13 protein-coding genes are annotated in these 16098 nt (G+C 60.9%); 6 read left to right on the top strand and 7 right to left on the bottom strand.

Annotation, left to right across the window (positions count from 1 at the left end):
* Positions 1–60 precede the first annotated feature (60 nt).
* Together KQ933_RS04715 and KQ933_RS04710 are read left to right on the top strand one after the other, a co-directional pair.
* Complete coding sequence (locus tag KQ933_RS04715) at positions 61–1122, top strand: adenylate/guanylate cyclase domain-containing protein (protein ID WP_216757615.1); 1062 nt, start codon at positions 61–63, stop codon at positions 1120–1122.
* Positions 1123–1231: 109 nt separating this feature from the next.
* Entirely contained in the window at positions 1232–2590 is a 1359-nt protein-coding gene (locus KQ933_RS04710; RefSeq protein ID WP_216757614.1) for an esterase-like activity of phytase family protein, read from the top strand.
* 104 nt (positions 2591–2694) lie between these two features.
* On the opposite strand, the gene ppx is transcribed toward KQ933_RS04710, so the two are convergent.
* From ppx to KQ933_RS04690, 4 genes are all read right to left on the bottom strand, one after another.
* Entirely contained in the window at positions 2695–4215 is a 1521-nt protein-coding gene (ppx, locus tag KQ933_RS04705; RefSeq protein ID WP_216757613.1) for an exopolyphosphatase, read from the bottom strand.
* A 10-nt stretch (positions 4216–4225) separates the two neighbouring features.
* The gene (locus tag KQ933_RS04700; protein WP_216757612.1) at positions 4226–6430 is read right to left on the bottom strand and encodes an RNA degradosome polyphosphate kinase; all 2205 of its coding nucleotides are present in this window, start codon (positions 6428–6430) and stop codon (positions 4226–4228) included.
* 65 nt (positions 6431–6495) lie between these two features.
* Positions 6496–7209, bottom strand: coding sequence for a DnaA regulatory inactivator HdaA (hdaA, locus tag KQ933_RS04695; RefSeq protein WP_216757611.1), 714 nt, complete (start codon positions 7207–7209; stop codon positions 6496–6498).
* Entirely contained in the window at positions 7202–8326 is a 1125-nt protein-coding gene (locus KQ933_RS04690) for an AI-2E family transporter (RefSeq protein ID WP_216757610.1), read from the bottom strand. Before KQ933_RS04690 ends, hdaA begins: the two co-directional genes overlap by 8 nt.
* Positions 8327–8550: 224 nt before the next feature.
* Between KQ933_RS04690 and purM the strand changes: the two genes are divergently transcribed.
* The gene (gene purM / locus KQ933_RS04685; protein WP_216757609.1) at positions 8551–9624 is read left to right on the top strand and encodes a phosphoribosylformylglycinamidine cyclo-ligase; all 1074 of its coding nucleotides are present in this window, start codon (positions 8551–8553) and stop codon (positions 9622–9624) included.
* On the top strand, positions 9621–10289 hold the full coding sequence (gene purN / locus KQ933_RS04680) for a phosphoribosylglycinamide formyltransferase (protein ID WP_216757608.1): 669 nt from the start codon (positions 9621–9623) through the stop codon (positions 10287–10289). The genes purM and purN overlap by 4 nt, the downstream gene beginning before the upstream one ends.
* Before the next feature lie 111 nt (positions 10290–10400).
* Here the strand turns inward: purN and KQ933_RS04675 are convergent, their stop codons facing one another.
* The 3 genes from KQ933_RS04675 to KQ933_RS04665 form a co-directional block, all read right to left on the bottom strand.
* On the bottom strand, positions 10401–11570 hold the full coding sequence (locus KQ933_RS04675; RefSeq protein ID WP_216757607.1) for an alpha-D-ribose 1-methylphosphonate 5-triphosphate diphosphatase: 1170 nt from the start codon (positions 11568–11570) through the stop codon (positions 10401–10403).
* 134 nt (positions 11571–11704) lie between these two features.
* Positions 11705–12298: an NUDIX domain-containing protein gene (locus KQ933_RS04670; RefSeq protein WP_216757606.1), complete on the bottom strand. Its 594-nt coding sequence runs from the start codon at positions 12296–12298 to the stop codon at positions 11705–11707.
* Positions 12295–14484, bottom strand: coding sequence for a molybdopterin-dependent oxidoreductase (locus tag KQ933_RS04665; protein WP_216757605.1), 2190 nt, complete (start codon positions 14482–14484; stop codon positions 12295–12297). Before KQ933_RS04665 ends, KQ933_RS04670 begins: the two co-directional genes overlap by 4 nt.
* Positions 14485–14501: 17 nt before the next feature.
* On the opposite strand from KQ933_RS04665, the gene KQ933_RS04660 reads away from it, so the two are divergent.
* Together KQ933_RS04660 and KQ933_RS04655 are read left to right on the top strand one after the other, a co-directional pair.
* Positions 14502–15371, top strand: coding sequence for a 23S rRNA (adenine(2030)-N(6))-methyltransferase RlmJ (locus KQ933_RS04660; RefSeq protein WP_216757604.1), 870 nt, complete (start codon positions 14502–14504; stop codon positions 15369–15371).
* Between the two features lie 56 nt (positions 15372–15427).
* Positions 15428–16024, top strand: a complete 597-nt coding sequence (locus tag KQ933_RS04655; protein WP_216757603.1) for a glutathione S-transferase — start codon at positions 15428–15430, stop codon at positions 16022–16024.
* Positions 16025–16098: the final 74 nt, after the last annotated feature.

Genomic DNA, 16098 nt, shown 5'->3' with positions numbered 1-16098 from the left:
TTGACCATAGCACTGCGCGGGAAACAATAGCCGAATGACGTGCTTCGGCGAAAGGGCGGCATGAGAGAGATATCCCCGACGCAGAACTGGATCCTGATCGCGCTCGTCCTAGCACTCAGCGGCGTGGTCTACGATCTGTACTACTATAGCGGCCAGACGCCCATCATCGGAGCGATCTTCGCGCTCTTCATCGGCATGCCGATCCTCGCCTTCGAGCGTAGGGTATTCTTGCGCGGCCTCTACCGGCGCATCCAAAGATTTCCGACACTGCTCTTCATCATCACCGAGCTCGTCATCTATGAAATCCTGATGAGCATCGGCTTTGCGGCTGCCGGTTTCCTTCTCACTCTGCTGGGCGCTCTGAAGCCACCGAAGATGATCGACGTGCTGATCATGCCGTTCGATATCTTTCTCTATGCGCTTGCCGTCTGCGCCACGCTGATCTTCCTGCTCAGGGTGCGCGAATTGCTGGGGCGCGAAGTCTTCGTCAGCATGCTGGTCAGCCGCTACCGCAATCCGGCGAAGGAAGAGCGCGTCTTCCTGTTCATCGATCTCGCCGAGTCCACCGCCTTTGCCGAAAAGCATGGGGATCTGCGCGCGCAACAGCTTCTGAGTTCACTGTTTGCGGCCTTCGCGGAGCCGGTGCGACGCCACAAGGGCATGATCAACGACTATGTCGGCGATGCCGCGATCATCACCTGGCCCTTAGCGCGCGGCGTGAAGGATGCACGCTGCGTGCGCTGCCTTTTCGATATCCTCGCCGATATCGAAGCCAATGCCGCAAGCTGGAAGAAGAGTTATGGCCAGGTGCCGAAACTGAGGGCCGCTCTTCATGGCGGCAGTGTCATTACCGCCGAAGTCGGCGTCGATCATCACAAGATCAGCTTCTTCGGCGATACCGTGAACACCACGGCGCGGCTGGAGTCGCTTTGCCGGACGCTGAACCGGCCGGTGTTGATTTCCGCAGAGCTTGCCCAACGTATGACGCTTCCCGAGGATATCGTCGGCGAAAACCTCGGCAATCACGCGGTGCGCGGGCGCGGCCAGGGGCTTGATGTCGTCGCCCTTTCTTCGCGCGCCGTGACCGTTCTCAACCAGCCGGCAAACCTGCGGCGCGGTTGAGCCGGCGCTTCGTCGACACTTCACCAAAGCTTCACCCAACCGTCAATGTGCCGATATGAATGCCCTGCTAAGCGGATGGCGCCTCTGCAATCCGTTCTATGGGGACATCATGAAGAACGTTCTTTTTGCTTCCGCATCATTTTTCATGCTCGTCGCAGGCTCCGCCTCCGCCGACCAGCAGCTTTTCCCGGCGAAGCTCGCCGGCCAGGCGATCCTGCCTGCCAATACGCTGACCCCGGCCCCGGCCGATGCACCGGCCTTCCTGAAGACCTCCGGCAAGTTCATGACGCCGGACCGCAAGCGCACCGAAAAGCTCGGCACGATTGCCGGCAAGGACGGCGCCCGGGTCACCGACGTCAAGCTGCCGCTCGACGGCCAGCCGATCCAGGGCTTCTCCGGTATCAAGACCATGCCCGACGGCACCTTCTGGACACTCTCGGACAACGGCTTCGGTTCGAAGTTCACCTCGTCCGATTCCATGCTGTTCCTGCATCAGCTGAAGTTCGACTGGAACGCCAACAAGGTTGACGTCGTCAAGAACGTCTTCCTGTCCGACCCGAACAAGATCGCTCCATTCCCGATCGTCACCGAAGCCTCCGATACACGCTACCTCACCGGCGCCGATTTCGACATCGAATCCGTTCAGCCGGTTGCCGACGGCTTCTGGCTCGGCGACGAGTTCGGCCCGTATCTCCTGAAGATCGACACCGAAGGCCGCCTGACGGACGTCATCCCCACCACGCTCGACGGCAAGCCGGTCCTGTCCCCCGACAATCCGCTGATCCAGCTGCCGGGCAACCCGGCCGCCAAGATGCCGGTCTTCAACCTGAAACGCTCCGGCGGCTTCGAGGGTCTGGCCATGTCGAAGGACGGCTCCAAGCTCTACGGCCTGCTCGAAGGCGCCATCTACCAGGATGACGGCAAGATGGAATCGGTTGACGGCCACGCGGCCATCCGCGTCATCGAATTCGACGTCGCCTCCAAGAGGTGGTCGGGCCGCAGCTGGCTCTATCCGTTCGAAGACAAGGGCGCTTCGATCGGTGACTTCAACATGCTCGACGACAGCACCGCTCTCGTCATCGAGCGCGACAACGGCGCCGGCACGAAGGACAAGGCCTGCGCCGATCCCAAGCAGCCGAAGCCGGACTGCTTCGAAGCTCCGGCCGAACTGAAGCGCGTCTACAAGATCGAGTTCAACGACGCCAATGTCGGCAAGGCCGTTCGCAAGATCGGCTACATCGACCTCCTGAACATCCAGGATCCGGACAACAAGAAGAAGGCCGGCGATATCGCTGGCGTCTACAACATGCCGTTCGTGACGATCGAAAACGTCGACCGGGTCGACGCCACGCACATCATCATCGGCAACGACAACAACCTGCCCTTCTCGGCCGGCCGCGCCGTCGACAAGGCTGACAATAACGAGTTCAGCATCCTCGAGGTCGGTGAGTTCCTGAACGCGAAGTAATCGTGTTTGAAGTGAAATTGAGAGGGCGGCGCAAAAGTGCTGCCCTTTTTGCTTGGCTATCGGGGGCTGGAGTTCGGCGTAAGGCAACACTAAGTCGGATCGACCTATTCGAACCGGAACGCCAGCCGCTTGTTCGTCAGCCGCGACAATTGCTGCAAGCGGCCATCGAGCCGTTCGCCAGCGAAATCGCGATATTCGTGGGGCACCACGAACTCCAGATCGAGATCGGGGGACGCGGACTTGCGGAAGGTCAGGTCGCGTACGATGCCCGGCATGGAGGCCGAGAAGAGGTAGACGACGCGCAGCATGCCGCCGAGCAGCTTGGCGCGTTCGATGAATTGCGGGCCGGCGATTGAGGCGAGCGGCGCCGTCGAACCGTCGTCGTGAAGACCTTCGAAGCGATAATAGTTCGTCAGCGCGATGAAGGCGCGGCCGGGATGGCTGATGCCGACGAAGGACGAGTGGGCGATAACGTTCAGCGCCTGAGCACCGCGATAATCCGGGTGGGCACGCCAGCTGATATCGGCAAGCAGGCAGGCGGCCTGACGATAGCGGCTTTCCTCAGCGGTTTCCTGCACGCCAAAGAAGGGCATCATGCGGCCGGTCCAATCGGCAAGCTCGCGGGCATGTTCCGGTGAACGGGCACGCAGGATGGCAAGCTCGCCTGCAGCAGCAAGCAGCGGGTCCGACCGGCGCTCGGATTCTGACAGCAGCGAGTAGAGGTAACCCTCGCGCACACCCTGCGCGGAGAAGGATATCACTGAAGGCCTCATGGCGTTCAGCACTTCCTTCATGGCAATGGCGCCGAAGGGCAGCAGCGAACGGCGATGCTTGGAAACCGCCTGAAGTGCCGGCTCCTTGGAATCCTTGGCAGTGACGACCTGATCGAGGAACTGCGTCATGCCTTCGAGGGAAACCTCGTAGCCCTGCATCATGTGCAGCGGATAGCGGGTGATCTCCATGTGTAGCTTGGCGATGTTTCGCCACGTACCGCCGACAGCATAGAAGGTGCGCCCTTCCCCCTTGGAGAGAAGCCTGGCGGTCTTGACCTGCTTGCGGGCAAAGGCTCGCGCCTTGGCGAGTGATCCGCCGGCATATTCGGACAGACGCAGACCGCCGAGCGGCAGGGTAATGCCGCCGCTTACATCCTTGCCCCTGATATCGATGAGCTCCAGAGAGCCGCCACCGAGATCGCCGGCTATGCCGTCAGGATTGTAAAAGCCGCTGATGATGCCGAGCGACGCAAAGCGCGCCTCTTCCTCACCCGAGAGTATACGGACGTGCCGCTGCAGGATCGTCTCTGCCTGATGGATGAAATCGGGGCCGTTGCTCGCCTCGCGCGCCGCAGCCGTCGCCAGCACATACATGGTGGCGGCGCGCGCCTGATCCGAGAGGGCCTTGAAGCGATGAAGGGCCTGAAGCGCCCGTGCAACGCTTTCTTCATCCATCTTGCCGGTGAGAGCTATGCCCTTGCCGAGGCCACAGAGGACCTTTTCGTTGAAGAGGATGGTGGGAGAACGCGACAGACCTTCGTAGACGACCAGACGGATGGAGTTCGATCCGATATCGACAACGGAGACCGGGGCGATACCCGGAAGTCGCCCCTGGGCTTCAGATTCAACCATTAGGTCCAGTTTACTTGTTGTTTCGGCCTTCGAGCAGACCGGCGATCAGCTTCGGCGCACTCGATTTCAGAGCTTCACCGCGGCCGGACAGGCTGGGATTGGTCATGAAATATTGCTGCGCATTGAACGGTTCTTCGCCCTTGCGCACTTCCATGCGCCGTGACGTACCGTCGGGCAATATCTCGTAGCTTTGTTGATTGTCAATCACGTTGCCGAGCATAATCTGTGACAAAACCTGCTCGTGGACGGTCGGATTCGTCAGCGGAACGAGCGTTTCGACACGGCGATCGAGATTTCTCGGCATCATGTCGGCCGAGCCGATATAGACGAGGGCCTTGTCGGACGGCAGGCCATATCCATTGCCGAAGCAGAAGATGCGGCTGTGCTCGAGGAAGCGGCCGACGATCGATTTGACGCGGATCTTGTCGGAGAGGCCTGGCACTTGCGGACGCAGGCAGCAGATGCCGCGCACGACGAGATCGATCTCGACGCCGGCGCGGCTCGCCGTATAAAGCGCGTCGATGATGTCGGGGTCGACCAGCGAGTTCATCTTCATCCAGATCGCTGCCGGACGACCGTTGCGGGCGTGCTCGATCTCTTCGTTGATGTGGCGAAGAATGCGCGGGCGCAGCGTGTAGGGCGAAACGGCAAGCTTCATCCCTTCTTCCGGCTCACCGTAACCGGTGATGAAGTTGAAGATGTTGGCCATGTCGTGGGCGATCACAGGATTGCACGTGAAGAAGGACAGGTCGGTATAGATCTTCGCGGTGATCGGATGATAGTTGCCGGTGCCGAGATGGCAGTAGGTGCGCAGCTTGCCCTCTTCGCGGCGCACGACTAGCGACATCTTGGCGTGGGTCTTGAGCTCGATGAAACCGAAGACGACCTGCACGCCGGCGCGCTCCAGGTCGCGCGCCCAGCGGATATTGGCTTCTTCGTCGAAGCGGGCCTTGAGCTCGACCAGCGCCGTCACCGACTTGCCGGCTTCGGCGGCGTCGACCAGAGCGCGCACGATCGGGCTGTCGTTGGAGGTACGGTAGAGCGTCTGCTTTATCGCCAGAACGTCAGGATCGCGCGCAGCCTGGAGAAGAAACTGGACCACCACGTCGAAAGACTCGTAGGGATGATGGACCACCATGTCCTTTTCGCGGATAGCGGCAAAGCAATCACCGGCGTGTTCACGGACACGTTCTGGAAATCGCGCATTGTAAGGCGGAAAGCGCAAATCGTCGCGCGGCGCCTTGGTGATTTCCGAGAGTGTGTTGAGCGCCAGCAGGCCGGGCAGAACCGCAACGCGGTTATCCGGAATGCTGAGGGCGTGGACCACGAACTGGCGCAGCGAAGCCGGCATCTCGGAATCCGTCTCGATACGGATGACCTTGCCGCGGCGGCGGCGCTTCAGCGCGGTCTCGAAGAAGCGGACGAGATCTTCAGCCTCTTCCTCGACTTCGATATCGCTGTCTCTGATGACGCGGAACGTACCCGAGCCCTGTACCTCGTAACCCGGATAAAGCCGGTGGATGAAGATGTTGGCGACATCTTCGAGCGTGATGTAGCGGATCGTGTTGCGGTCATCAGGCAGGCGTATGAAACGGTCGAGCGCCGGCGGCAGGCGCAGCAGCGCCGTCATCGGCTCGCGGCCATTGCGGCTGACAAGCTGCAGGCCGATCGAGAAGCCGAGGTTCGGAATGAATGGGAACGGATGGGCAGGATCGATGGACAGCGGCGTCAGCACCGGGAAGATCGACTGCTCGAACTCGTTTGCCAGCCACTGACGGTCGGAATCGCTCAGCGCGCCGGGGCGCACGATCAGGATGTCTTCCTTGGCGAGATATTGCTGCAGGACGGCAAGCGAGGCCTGCTGTTCCATCTGCAGATGATCGATCTCGCTGAGGATCGAGTCCAACTGCTCGGCGGGCGTGCGGCCATCCGGGCTCTTGACCACGATGCTCTGACGCACCTGGCCTTCGAGGCCGGCAACGCGCACCATGAAGAATTCGTCGAGGTTGGCAGCCGAGATCGACAGGAAACGCACGCGCTCCAGCAGTGGATGCTCGGTATTCAGCGTCTCTTCGAGGACACGGCGGTTAAACTGCAGCCAGGAGAATTCGCGGTTGATGAAGCGCTCGGGACTGGAGAGAAGCTGGTCCAGCGGCGGCAGGTCTGCGCCGTTTTCCGGGGCGAGTTCCTGATGTTCCTGGTATGCGCTGTCCATGATCCACTCACCCCGCTTTCAATCGCTTTGGCGAATATATCAGTTTCACGACGGAACTGTGACAGTCAATCGCCCGAGCCGGAATTGCCCAATTCATTCAATACTTCGGCAGCTAGAGTGCGGGTAATCCCCGTGCCTCTGGAAAGCGCCAGCCGATCGAGCCTTTCGACAATCGTCTGGGCGGCGTTGAGTGACCGCTCCATGCGATTGACGATATAAAGGACGAGTTTGTCATCTATATAAAGCTGTCGGTCGGCAAAGAGCTTGACGATGACCTGCGACAGCAATTCCTCATCGGGCTCGCCGATCTCGACGACAGTCGCAGCCTTCAGGCGCGAACGCAGATCGGGCAGCGTGACCGGCCAGGACATGGGCCAGAGGCGGCTCGTCATCAGGAGGCTGGTGCCGTTTTCCCGCACGCTGTTGATGACGTGGAAGAGCGTGGCGTCATCGAAACCCGCGCGGTCGACGTCCTCGAAAAGGACGGGGCCGTTTGCAGCCGCGATCGCGGCATCGGAACCATCAGCGGGATGAATGGCCTCCGCTCCACTCAATTGCTTCCAGATGCCGGCGAGATGCGATTTGCCCGACCCGACAGGCCCGGCAAGGATCACGACCGGTGACGGCCAGTTCGGCCAGGCATCGACGATCGAAACGGCAGCGGCGAGACGCTCCGAGACAAGCAGGTCATCGCGCCCTGTCGCGGCGTCATGCGAAAAGGCCAAAGGAAGCTGTTCTCCGGCCTTGCGCTTCGGATCAGCGTTCGTCACGTCATTCATCGGAAACAGATTTCATCTTCCCGGCCCGGCCGCCCGGCGACCTGCCATAGTAGAGATCACTTTGAAGGTAGCGCGAAAGCGCAAAGCGGACAAGGACGCCGACGGCCGCTGCCGCCGGTACAGCGACCAGCAGGCCGACGAAACCGAAGAGCGCACCGAAGGCAAAGAGCGCAAACATCAGCCAGACAGGGTGCAGGCCGACGCTGGAGCCTACGAGCTTCGGCTGCAGGATATTGCCTTCAAGGAACTGGCCAGAGAAGAAGACCGCGAGAACTGCGATAATCCAGATATAATCAGGCCAGAACTGGACGATCGCCACGCCAACCGCAAGCACGAGCCCAACCAGCGAGCCCACATAGGGAATGAAGCTGATCATGCCGGAGAAGAGGCCGATGAGCAGCCCGAAGTTCAGGCCGACGATCGAGAGGCCTGCCGCATAATAGATGCCGAGGATGAGGCAGAGCGAACCCTGCCCGCGGATGAAGCCGGCAATCGCCTGATCCATTTCGCTGGCGATCTGACGGACGTCTTTCACATAATTACGCGGAACCCATTCATCGACCTTGGCAACCATGCGGTCCCAATCGAGCAGGATATAGAAGGCGACGACCGGCGTGACGATGAGCAGCGAGATGACGTCAACGATCGCCTTGCCGGAATTCCAGATCTGCGAGAAGAGCCCGGTGAGGAAGCCCATGCCCTCCGACAGGATAGTCGAGAAATTGTTCTTGATGGTGCCGAGCTGGCTCTTGATCCAGCCCGGCAGCACGGAATCCTGGTAATGGGCGATGAATTCCTGCAACTGGCTGATATAACCCGGCACGCGCTGGGCGAAATCGTTGAACTGGTTGATGAGAACGGGGATCAGGATCACCAGCGCCAGCGCAAAGACGATGACGAAGGCCACCAGGATGACGATGGTCGCCATAAGCCGGCTCAAGCCGAGGCGCTCCAGCCTGTCTGCTATGGGATCGAGAAAATAGGCGATCGACATGCCGGCGATGAAAGGCAGCAGGATCGAGCTGAAAATATAGAGGAAGGCGATGAAGATGAGCAGAACCGCCACCCAGAAGATGACCTGGCGCTTCAGTATCGTTCCGCTGACCTGTTGTGGCATCGCTTCCCCGCTGACCGCACGCCTTGCCCGTGCCCATCCAGCACATAGGATGGAGGCGCAAAGATGGTCAACCCCGTTGCACCAAATCCGGAAAGCGCACAGGGATTAGCTGGAAAATGGGGGCTTTTCCCTTGCAACGCTTGCATAAAGCGCACTCTCATGCAATTGCGACCGGCATGTGACGCGGTCTTTTATCCGCAGCTTCAAATCCTCTGGAGATCATCATGAGCCAGTCTGGAAGAAACGGTCTGACCTACAGCGATGCAGGCGTCGACATCGATGCCGGCAACCTGATGGTGGAGAAGATCAAGCCAGCCGTGCGTTCCACGCGCCGTCCAGGCGCGGATGGCGAGATCGGCGGCTTCGGCGGCCTCTTCGACCTGAAGGCTGCAGGCTTTACCGATCCGGTGCTTGTTGCCGCCAATGATGGCGTCGGCACCAAGCTGAAGATCGCCATCGATGCGAATTATCACGAAACCGTCGGCATGGACCTCGTTGCCATGTGCGTCAACGATCTCGTCGTGCAGGGCGCGGAGCCGCTCTTCTTCCTCGACTATTTCGCGACCGGCAAGCTTGATCCGGATCAGGGCGCAGCCATCGTCGGCGGCATCGCCGCCGGCTGCCGCGAGGCGGGTTGCGCGCTGATCGGCGGTGAAACGGCCGAAATGCCGGGTATGTATTCCTCCGGCGATTATGATCTCGCCGGTTTTGCGGTGGGTGCCGCCGAGCGCGGCAATCTGCTGCCATCGGGTGATATTGCCGAAGGCGACGTCATTCTTGGCCTTTCCTCCTCCGGCGTCCACTCCAACGGTTTTTCGCTGGTGCGCAAGATCGTTTCGCTTTCAGGCCTCGGCTGGGATGCGCCGGCACCGTTTGCCGAGGGCAAGAAGCTCGGCGAAGCGCTGCTGACGCCGACCCGCATCTATGTGAAGCCGCTGCTGAAAGCGATCCGCGAGACGGGTGCGCTGAAGGCGCTAGCCCACATTACCGGCGGCGGTTTCCCGGAGAATATTCCGCGCGTGCTGCCGAAGCACCTCGCTGCCGAGATTGATCTCTCCGCCGTCGAAGCTCCAGCAGTCTTCTCGTGGCTGGCCAGGACGGGTGGCGTCGAAGCCACGGAAATGCTGCGCACCTTCAACTGCGGCATCGGCATGATCGTCGTCGTCGCCGAAGAGAATGTTGCCGCGGTCTCCCAGGTGCTCGAAGCGGAAGGTGAAAAGGTCGTAGCGCTCGGCCGCATGGTTGCCCGCGCCGAAGGCACTGCCGGCACCATCTATAAGGGCACGCTCGCCCTATGAACTCGCCGCGCAAACGCACCGTCGTCTTCATTTCCGGCAGCGGCTCCAACATGATGGCACTGGTGCAGGCGGCGAAGGCTGCGGACTATCCGGCCGAGATCGTCGGCGTGATCTCCGACAAGGCGGATGCAGGCGGGCTTGCCAAGGCGGCGGCGGAGGGCATTCCGACCTTCGCCTTCGTGCGCAAGGACTATGCGAGCAAGGACGAGCATGAGGCGGCAATCTTTGCCGCTCTCGATGAGCTTTCGCCTGATATCATCTGTCTTGCCGGCTATATGCGGCTCCTCTCAGCCGTCTTCATCCAGCGCCATGAGGGTCGGATCCTCAATATCCACCCTTCCCTTCTGCCGCTCTTTCCGGGGCTGCACACGCATCAGCGGGCGATCGACGCCGGCATGCGGATCGCCGGCTGCACCGTGCATTTCGTCACCGAAGGCATGGATGAAGGCCCGGTCATCGGCCAGGCCGCCGTGCCTGTACTTGCGGGCGATACGGCGGAAGCGCTGGCAGGACGCATACTGACCATCGAGCATCAACTCTATCCGCAGGCGCTCAAGCTCTTTGCCGAAGGCAAGGTGAAGATGGAAGGCGGGAAGGCAGTCGGGGCGGCAGCTTCCACCGCCGCCGCCCCCAAATCCCAGCTTATTTCGCTGATCGGCGACTAGAGAACTTTCGTTTTTCTTCGAATCACGAAAGCGCTCTATCTGCTTGTTTGTACGCAATTCCGGGCGCAAAACCGCTGCACACTTTTGCTGGAATTGCTCTAAACCCTGACCTCAGGCCGCAAGGGTCTGCAGCGGGTGCAGCGTGCCGTCGCTGTAGATGAACTTGCCGCCGCGGAAGGTGGCGCGGATGCGATGAACGTCACCCGGCTCGATCACAACCGTATCGGCGCGCTGGCCGACGGCGATCTCGCCGCGATCCATCAGGCCGGCTGAACGGGCGGCATTAGCCGTCGCCATGGCGACGGCAGCGGGAAGCCCACCCTCAACCATTTCCGCCAGCTTGAAGATGCCGGGCACGAAGGCAGCCGGATGGTAATCGGCAGCGATCACCGTCAGCAGGCCCGCCTTTGCGGCGTCGAGCGCGCTCAGATTGCCGGACATGGATTTGCCGCGCAGTGCATTCGGTGCGCCCATCAGTGTCCAGAGGCCGCGGCGGCGGGCTTCTTCGGCGGCAGGCAGCGTGACCGGGAATTCGCTGATCGTGACGCCGAGAGCGAACATTTCGATGACCTTTTCGACGCTGTCATCGTCATGAGAGGCGAGCGAGAGACCATGCTTCTTCGCGAGGGCTACGATATGCTTCAGCTTGGCATCGATCTCGGGATTGTCACGCATGGCGATGCGCTTGGCAACGACCTCCGCAGCCATTTCCTCCGATATGGCGCGGCGCTCGGAAATGCTCAGGATATAGCTCTTGATGTCGTTGTACTGGCCCTGCCCCGGCGTGTGGTCGGTCAGCGAAACCATGTCGATATGGCCGGCTTCCAGCAGCCGCTCCAGCGTCGGTGCCGCACCGATATTGGTGATCTCGTAGCGGGCATGGACACGGTGATCGATCAGCAGGTTATCGCGCAGCGTGTTGATACCCTCGATGACGGCCGAGGTCGTCTCCAGCGAACGGACATGGCCGTAGACGCTTTCCGTCGCGAAGGAGACGGCGGCAAAAGCCGTCGTTACGCCGGCAGCGGCAAGCTTCTTGTCGAGTTCGTGTATGCCGAAATCGATCGGCATCTGGGCGTTCGGGCGCGGCGCGATCTCGCGCTCGATCATGTCGCCATGCAGATCGACGAAACCGGGCATCAGCAGACGCCCGCCGCCGTCAATGACGGCATTGGCGACCGGCTCCGGCCTGATTTCGGCGATCACGCCATCTTCAATCCGCACGGAACCTTCACTCACCACCTCGCCTGGGAGAACGAGGGTGAAATTGCTGAGCCACATGGGCTTTCTCCTGACGTATCCGATGATTGTCAAATGGCAGCGCTTAGTCCCGCTTCGTGACAATTGGATGAAGAATTCCAAGGAATTCAGGCGGTGCGCATGGCCCCCAACCGTCACGCTTCAAAGCCGGACTTTCAGGCGCCAAGCAGGCTCTTGTTTGCCACCGTCCATTGCAGCAGCATGATCGTCTTGAGATCGATGATCTCTCCTTCTTCTATCATCGCGAGAGCCTGCGGCAGCGGGATTTCCAGCACTTCGATATCCTCATGCTCGTCTTCCAGCCCCCCGCCGTCGGACGTGCGGTCGGCGGTATCGATTGCCGCTGCGAAGAAATGCACGATCTCGGTGATGGAGCCCGGTGCTGTGTAGGATCTGAACAGGAAGCGGATATCGCGAACCGTGTATCCCGTCTCTTCCATCGCCTCGCGACGGATCGCGGCCTCGGGTTCATCGCCGTCGAGCAGGCCGGCCGGGACTTCGATCATCCAGGCGGGATCGCCGTTCACATGGGCCGGCAGGCGGAACTGCTTCACCAACACGACCACGTCACGCTTGGGATCGTAAAGAAGGATACAGGCGGCGGGCGTGCGGTGATAGACCTCGCGTGGCAGGCGATGGGTCACGCCATTCCGGTCGGTGTAATCGATCATGTAGCTGGTCAACTTCGTCCAGCCGTCGGACAGGATTTCCTTGCCGACGATTTCCACTTTTGCCTTAGATTGCGTCATATGACGTCCTTGCGAAGCCAGACCTTGTTGTCATGGACGGCAGCACCGCCATAGGGCGCAACGGGATCGGCACCGGTGAGAACGTTGATGCCTTCGCCATCGACATGCGCCTTGTTGGGCCAAAGGCCCTCTGCAATCAAAACGCCTGGCTTGACCTCGGTCGTTACGCGGGCGTGGATCCGCAGGTCACCGCGCATATTGCCAATACGGACGAGGTCGCCATTGCCGACACCGTTCGCCTCGGCATCGACAGGGTTGATCATCACTTCCGGACGGCCTTCCTTCTGGCGTGAGGTCTTGGTTTCCGAGAAGCTCGAATTCAGGAAGTTGCGCGCCGGCGAGGTCGCCAGGCGGAAGGGATGCTCGGGATCGGCGAGCTCGATGACATCGACCTGATCCGGGAAAGGCGGTAGCTCTGCGTAGGGGCCGAGCGCGCCGACGGAAGCCGACGGCTTGTTCGGGGCGGGGTCGTTCACCCAGTCCGGCCGGAAATGGAACTTGCCGTCGGGATGGGCGAAACCATTGAGATAATGTGCGTCTTCGAAGGCGGGCTGGCGGTCGAACCACTTATGCTCGAGGAAATAGTCGTAATCCGGCAGATTGCTCGCGGCCAGCACGCGGTCGACCAACTCGCGCGCCGTGAAACCGAAGCCGGGGCGATCGGCGACGCCGAGGCGTTTTGCCAGTTCTTCGATCACGAACAGGTTGCTTCGCACCGTCGGCGGCGGTTCGACGAGCTTCGGGCCGAGCAGGATGTGGTTCTGGCCGCCGGCGCGGTAGATATCGTCATGCTCGACGAACATGGTGGCGGGAATGACGATATCGGCCATGTCGGCCGTCTCGGTCATGAACTGCTCATGGACGGCAACGAAGAGGTCGTCGCGGGCAAAGCCGCGCTTCACCAGCCGCTGTTCCGGGGCGATGTTTACCGGATTTGTATTTTGGATCAGCATGGCCGTCACTGGCCCGCGATGGCGGAGCGCCACGGCATCACCGGTCAGCGCACGGCCGATCTGCGACTGGTCGATCATGCGGATGTCGGCATCCTTCATCGATTTGCCGGTCAGCTCCGCATTGTTCATGCGGAAGATATCGCTGTTCGAATGGAAGGCGCCGCCACCCTCATATTGCCAGGAGCCGAGCACGGTGGCGACCGAGGCGGCGGCATGCATGGCGACCGCGCCATTGCGCTGGCGGGTAAACCCGTAACCGAGGCGGAAGAAAGTCTTTTTGGTCGTGCCGACGAGTTTGGCGAAGGCTTCGATCTCCTCGACCGAAAGACCGGTGATGGCGGCGGCCCATTCCGGCGTCTTCGCCTTCAGATGCGTTTCGAGGCCGGCGGGATCGTCGGCGTATTTCGCCATGTAGGCACGGTCGGCATAACCGTCGCGGAAAGCGATATGCATGACGGCGCAGGCAAGGGCTGCATCGGTGCCGGGCTTGACGATGAGGGCCATGTCGGCCTGCTTCATCGTCGGATTGTCGTAGATGTCGATGACGACGATCTTGGCGCCACGCTCCTTGCGCGACTTGATCGCGTGGGTCATCACGTTGACCTGCGTCGCAACCGCATTGGTGCCCCAGATGACGACGCAGTCGGTGCGGGCCATTTCCCGCGGGTCCGGGCCGCGCAGCATGCCGGTCCCCATGGTGAATCCGGTCCAGGCGGGGTTGGTGCAGATCGAGGAAAAGAAGCCGGAATAGCACTTGGCGTGGCGCAGGCGCTCGATCGAGTCGCGCTGCACCCAGCCCATGGTGCCGGCGTAGAAATACGGCCAGATCGCTTCGCTGCCATCCTTCGCCTCAGCCTTCACGAAGGCTTCGGCAATCTCGTCCAGCGCATCATCCCAGGAGATCTGCTGCCATTGCCCTGCCCCCTTGGCGCCGGCGCGGCGCAGCGGATGCATCAGGCGATCGGGATGATAGAGGCGCTCGGCATAACGGGCGACCTTGGCGCAGATGACGCCCGATGTATAAGAATGATCGTTCGCACCCCGGACGCGACCGATGCGGCCGTCCTCCGTAATATCCACCTCCAGCGCGCAGGTGGAGGGACAGTCATGCGGACAGGCCGTATGACCGATCCGGGATTTGGCGTTGATGGGGGTCGCAATGTTCATGCGATTTCTATATGCCAAGGCTCGACCGCCCAAAAGGCACAAAAACTCCCAATGATCCGAATTCATAACAGGCATCAGCGAAAATGAACTATCGCCACATCTACCATGCAGGCAATTTCGCCGATGTCCTGAAGCATGCGGTGCTGGCGCGTTTGATCCGCTATATGCAGAAGAAGGACGCCGGCTTTCGGGTGCTCGACACGCATGCCGGCATCGGCCTCTACGATCTCTCTTCCGAGGAAGCGCAGAAGACCGGCGAGTGGCAAGGCGGTATCGGCAAGCTGCTGGAGACCGATCTCGGGCCGCAGGTTTCCGAACTGCTGGAACCCTATCTCTCCGCGATCCGCGAACTCAACCCGCAGGGCGGCCTGCGTTTCTATTCGGGCTCCCCAAAGCTTGCGCGCATGCTGTTTCGCCCACAGGACCGGCTTTCGGCGATGGAGCTGCACCCGGAGGATTTTGTTCGCCTGCATCGCGTCTTCGAAGGCGATCACCATGCGCGCATCATCGAGCTCGACGGCTGGCTGGCGCTCGGCGCGCATCTGCCGCCGAAGGAAAAGCGCGGTATCGTGCTCGTCGATCCGCCTTTCGAGGAGGACGGCGAATATGAGCGGTTGGTGGATGGCCTCGCTAGGGCTTACCGGCGTTTTCCGGGTGGTACCTATTGCCTCTGGTATCCGCTGAAGAAGGGCGCACCGATCAAGGACTTCCATGAGGCGCTGCAGGCGCTGGACATTCCGAAGATGCTCTGCGCCGAACTTGCCGTGCGCAGCGACCGCGAGACGACGGGGCTGACCGGCTCGGGACTCATCGTCGTCAACCCACCCTTCACGCTGAAGGACGAGCTGCACCAGTTGCTGCCGGTCCTGAAGGACCATCTGGCGCAGGACCGTTTCGCCTCGCAGCGTGCCTTCTGGCTGCGCGGAGAGACGAAGCCTGCCAAGGCCGATTGACCGAATCTGTAGCGCGGGGGAATAGTCCCGGCAATCCGCATTTCAAAAGGTGCCCTATGAAGCTTCTCTGCTCCCCGACCTCCCCTTTCTCCAGCAAGGTGGGCATGGCCGCCCGCCATCTCGGTCTCGAGATTGCGCAAATCCGGGTCGATACGAATGCGGGACCGGCGATCCTCGTGGACAACAATCCGCTCGGCAAGATCCCGACGCTGCTGACGGACGACGGCGTTTCCATCTTCGACAGTATCGCCATCATGCATTATTTCGACCGGATGACGAAGGGCGCGCTCTATCCCTCCAAGAAGCGCAAGCGCACGGACGCCGAAGTACTGGAAGCGCTCTGCGACGGCGTCTGCGACTGCCTGCTCGCGATCGTCTACGAACGCCGCTTCCGCAATGAAGAAAAGGTGCATCAGCCCTGGCTCGACCGGCAATGGAAGAAGGTCGAGACCGCACTGAACTATCTGGCCGCCAACACGCCGAAGCTCGGCAAGAAGCTGCATGGCGGGCATTTCGCGCTGGCGGCAACGCTCGGCTATCTCGACCTGCGCTTCAAGGGCCAGTGGGAAGAAGACCATGCCGAGCTGATCGGCTGGCTCAAGGAATTCGAGAAGAGGTTCGACGGCTACGATCAGCTGAAGCCACAAGCCTGAAAGATTTGAAGGGCCTGAAAGATTTGAAGGGCCTGAGAGATCTCCAGGACGCGTGAGATTTCAGATCGACGCAG

It is taken from the genome of Rhizobium sp. WYJ-E13, from assembly GCF_018987265.1.
Classification (GTDB): Bacteria; Pseudomonadota; Alphaproteobacteria; order Rhizobiales; family Rhizobiaceae; genus Rhizobium.
This window is presented reverse-complemented; position numbering and strand designations above follow the sequence as displayed.

Coding starts and splice junctions, on each gene's coding strand:
- KQ933_RS04660 (WP_216757604.1), top strand. CDS start 14,502: ATGAACTATCGCCACATCTACCATGCAGGCAATTTCGCCGATGTCCTG.
- KQ933_RS04670 (WP_216757606.1), bottom strand. CDS start 12,298: ATGACGCAATCTAAGGCAAAAGTGGAAATCGTCGGCAAGGAAATCCTG.
- KQ933_RS04675 (WP_216757607.1), bottom strand. CDS start 11,570: ATGTGGCTCAGCAATTTCACCCTCGTTCTCCCAGGCGAGGTGGTGAGT.
- KQ933_RS04690 (WP_216757610.1), bottom strand. CDS start 8,326: ATGCCACAACAGGTCAGCGGAACGATACTGAAGCGCCAGGTCATCTTC.
- purM (WP_216757609.1), top strand. CDS start 8,551: ATGAGCCAGTCTGGAAGAAACGGTCTGACCTACAGCGATGCAGGCGTC.
- KQ933_RS04665 (WP_216757605.1), bottom strand. CDS start 14,484: ATGAATTCGGATCATTGGGAGTTTTTGTGCCTTTTGGGCGGTCGAGCC.
- KQ933_RS04655 (WP_216757603.1), top strand. CDS start 15,428: ATGAAGCTTCTCTGCTCCCCGACCTCCCCTTTCTCCAGCAAGGTGGGC.
- ppx (WP_216757613.1), bottom strand. CDS start 4,215: ATGGTTGAATCTGAAGCCCAGGGGCGACTTCCGGGTATCGCCCCGGTC.
- KQ933_RS04715 (WP_216757615.1), top strand. CDS start 61: ATGAGAGAGATATCCCCGACGCAGAACTGGATCCTGATCGCGCTCGTC.
- purN (WP_216757608.1), top strand. CDS start 9,621: ATGAACTCGCCGCGCAAACGCACCGTCGTCTTCATTTCCGGCAGCGGC.
- KQ933_RS04710 (WP_216757614.1), top strand. CDS start 1,232: ATGAAGAACGTTCTTTTTGCTTCCGCATCATTTTTCATGCTCGTCGCA.
- KQ933_RS04700 (WP_216757612.1), bottom strand. CDS start 6,430: ATGGACAGCGCATACCAGGAACATCAGGAACTCGCCCCGGAAAACGGC.
- hdaA (WP_216757611.1), bottom strand. CDS start 7,209: ATGAATGACGTGACGAACGCTGATCCGAAGCGCAAGGCCGGAGAACAG.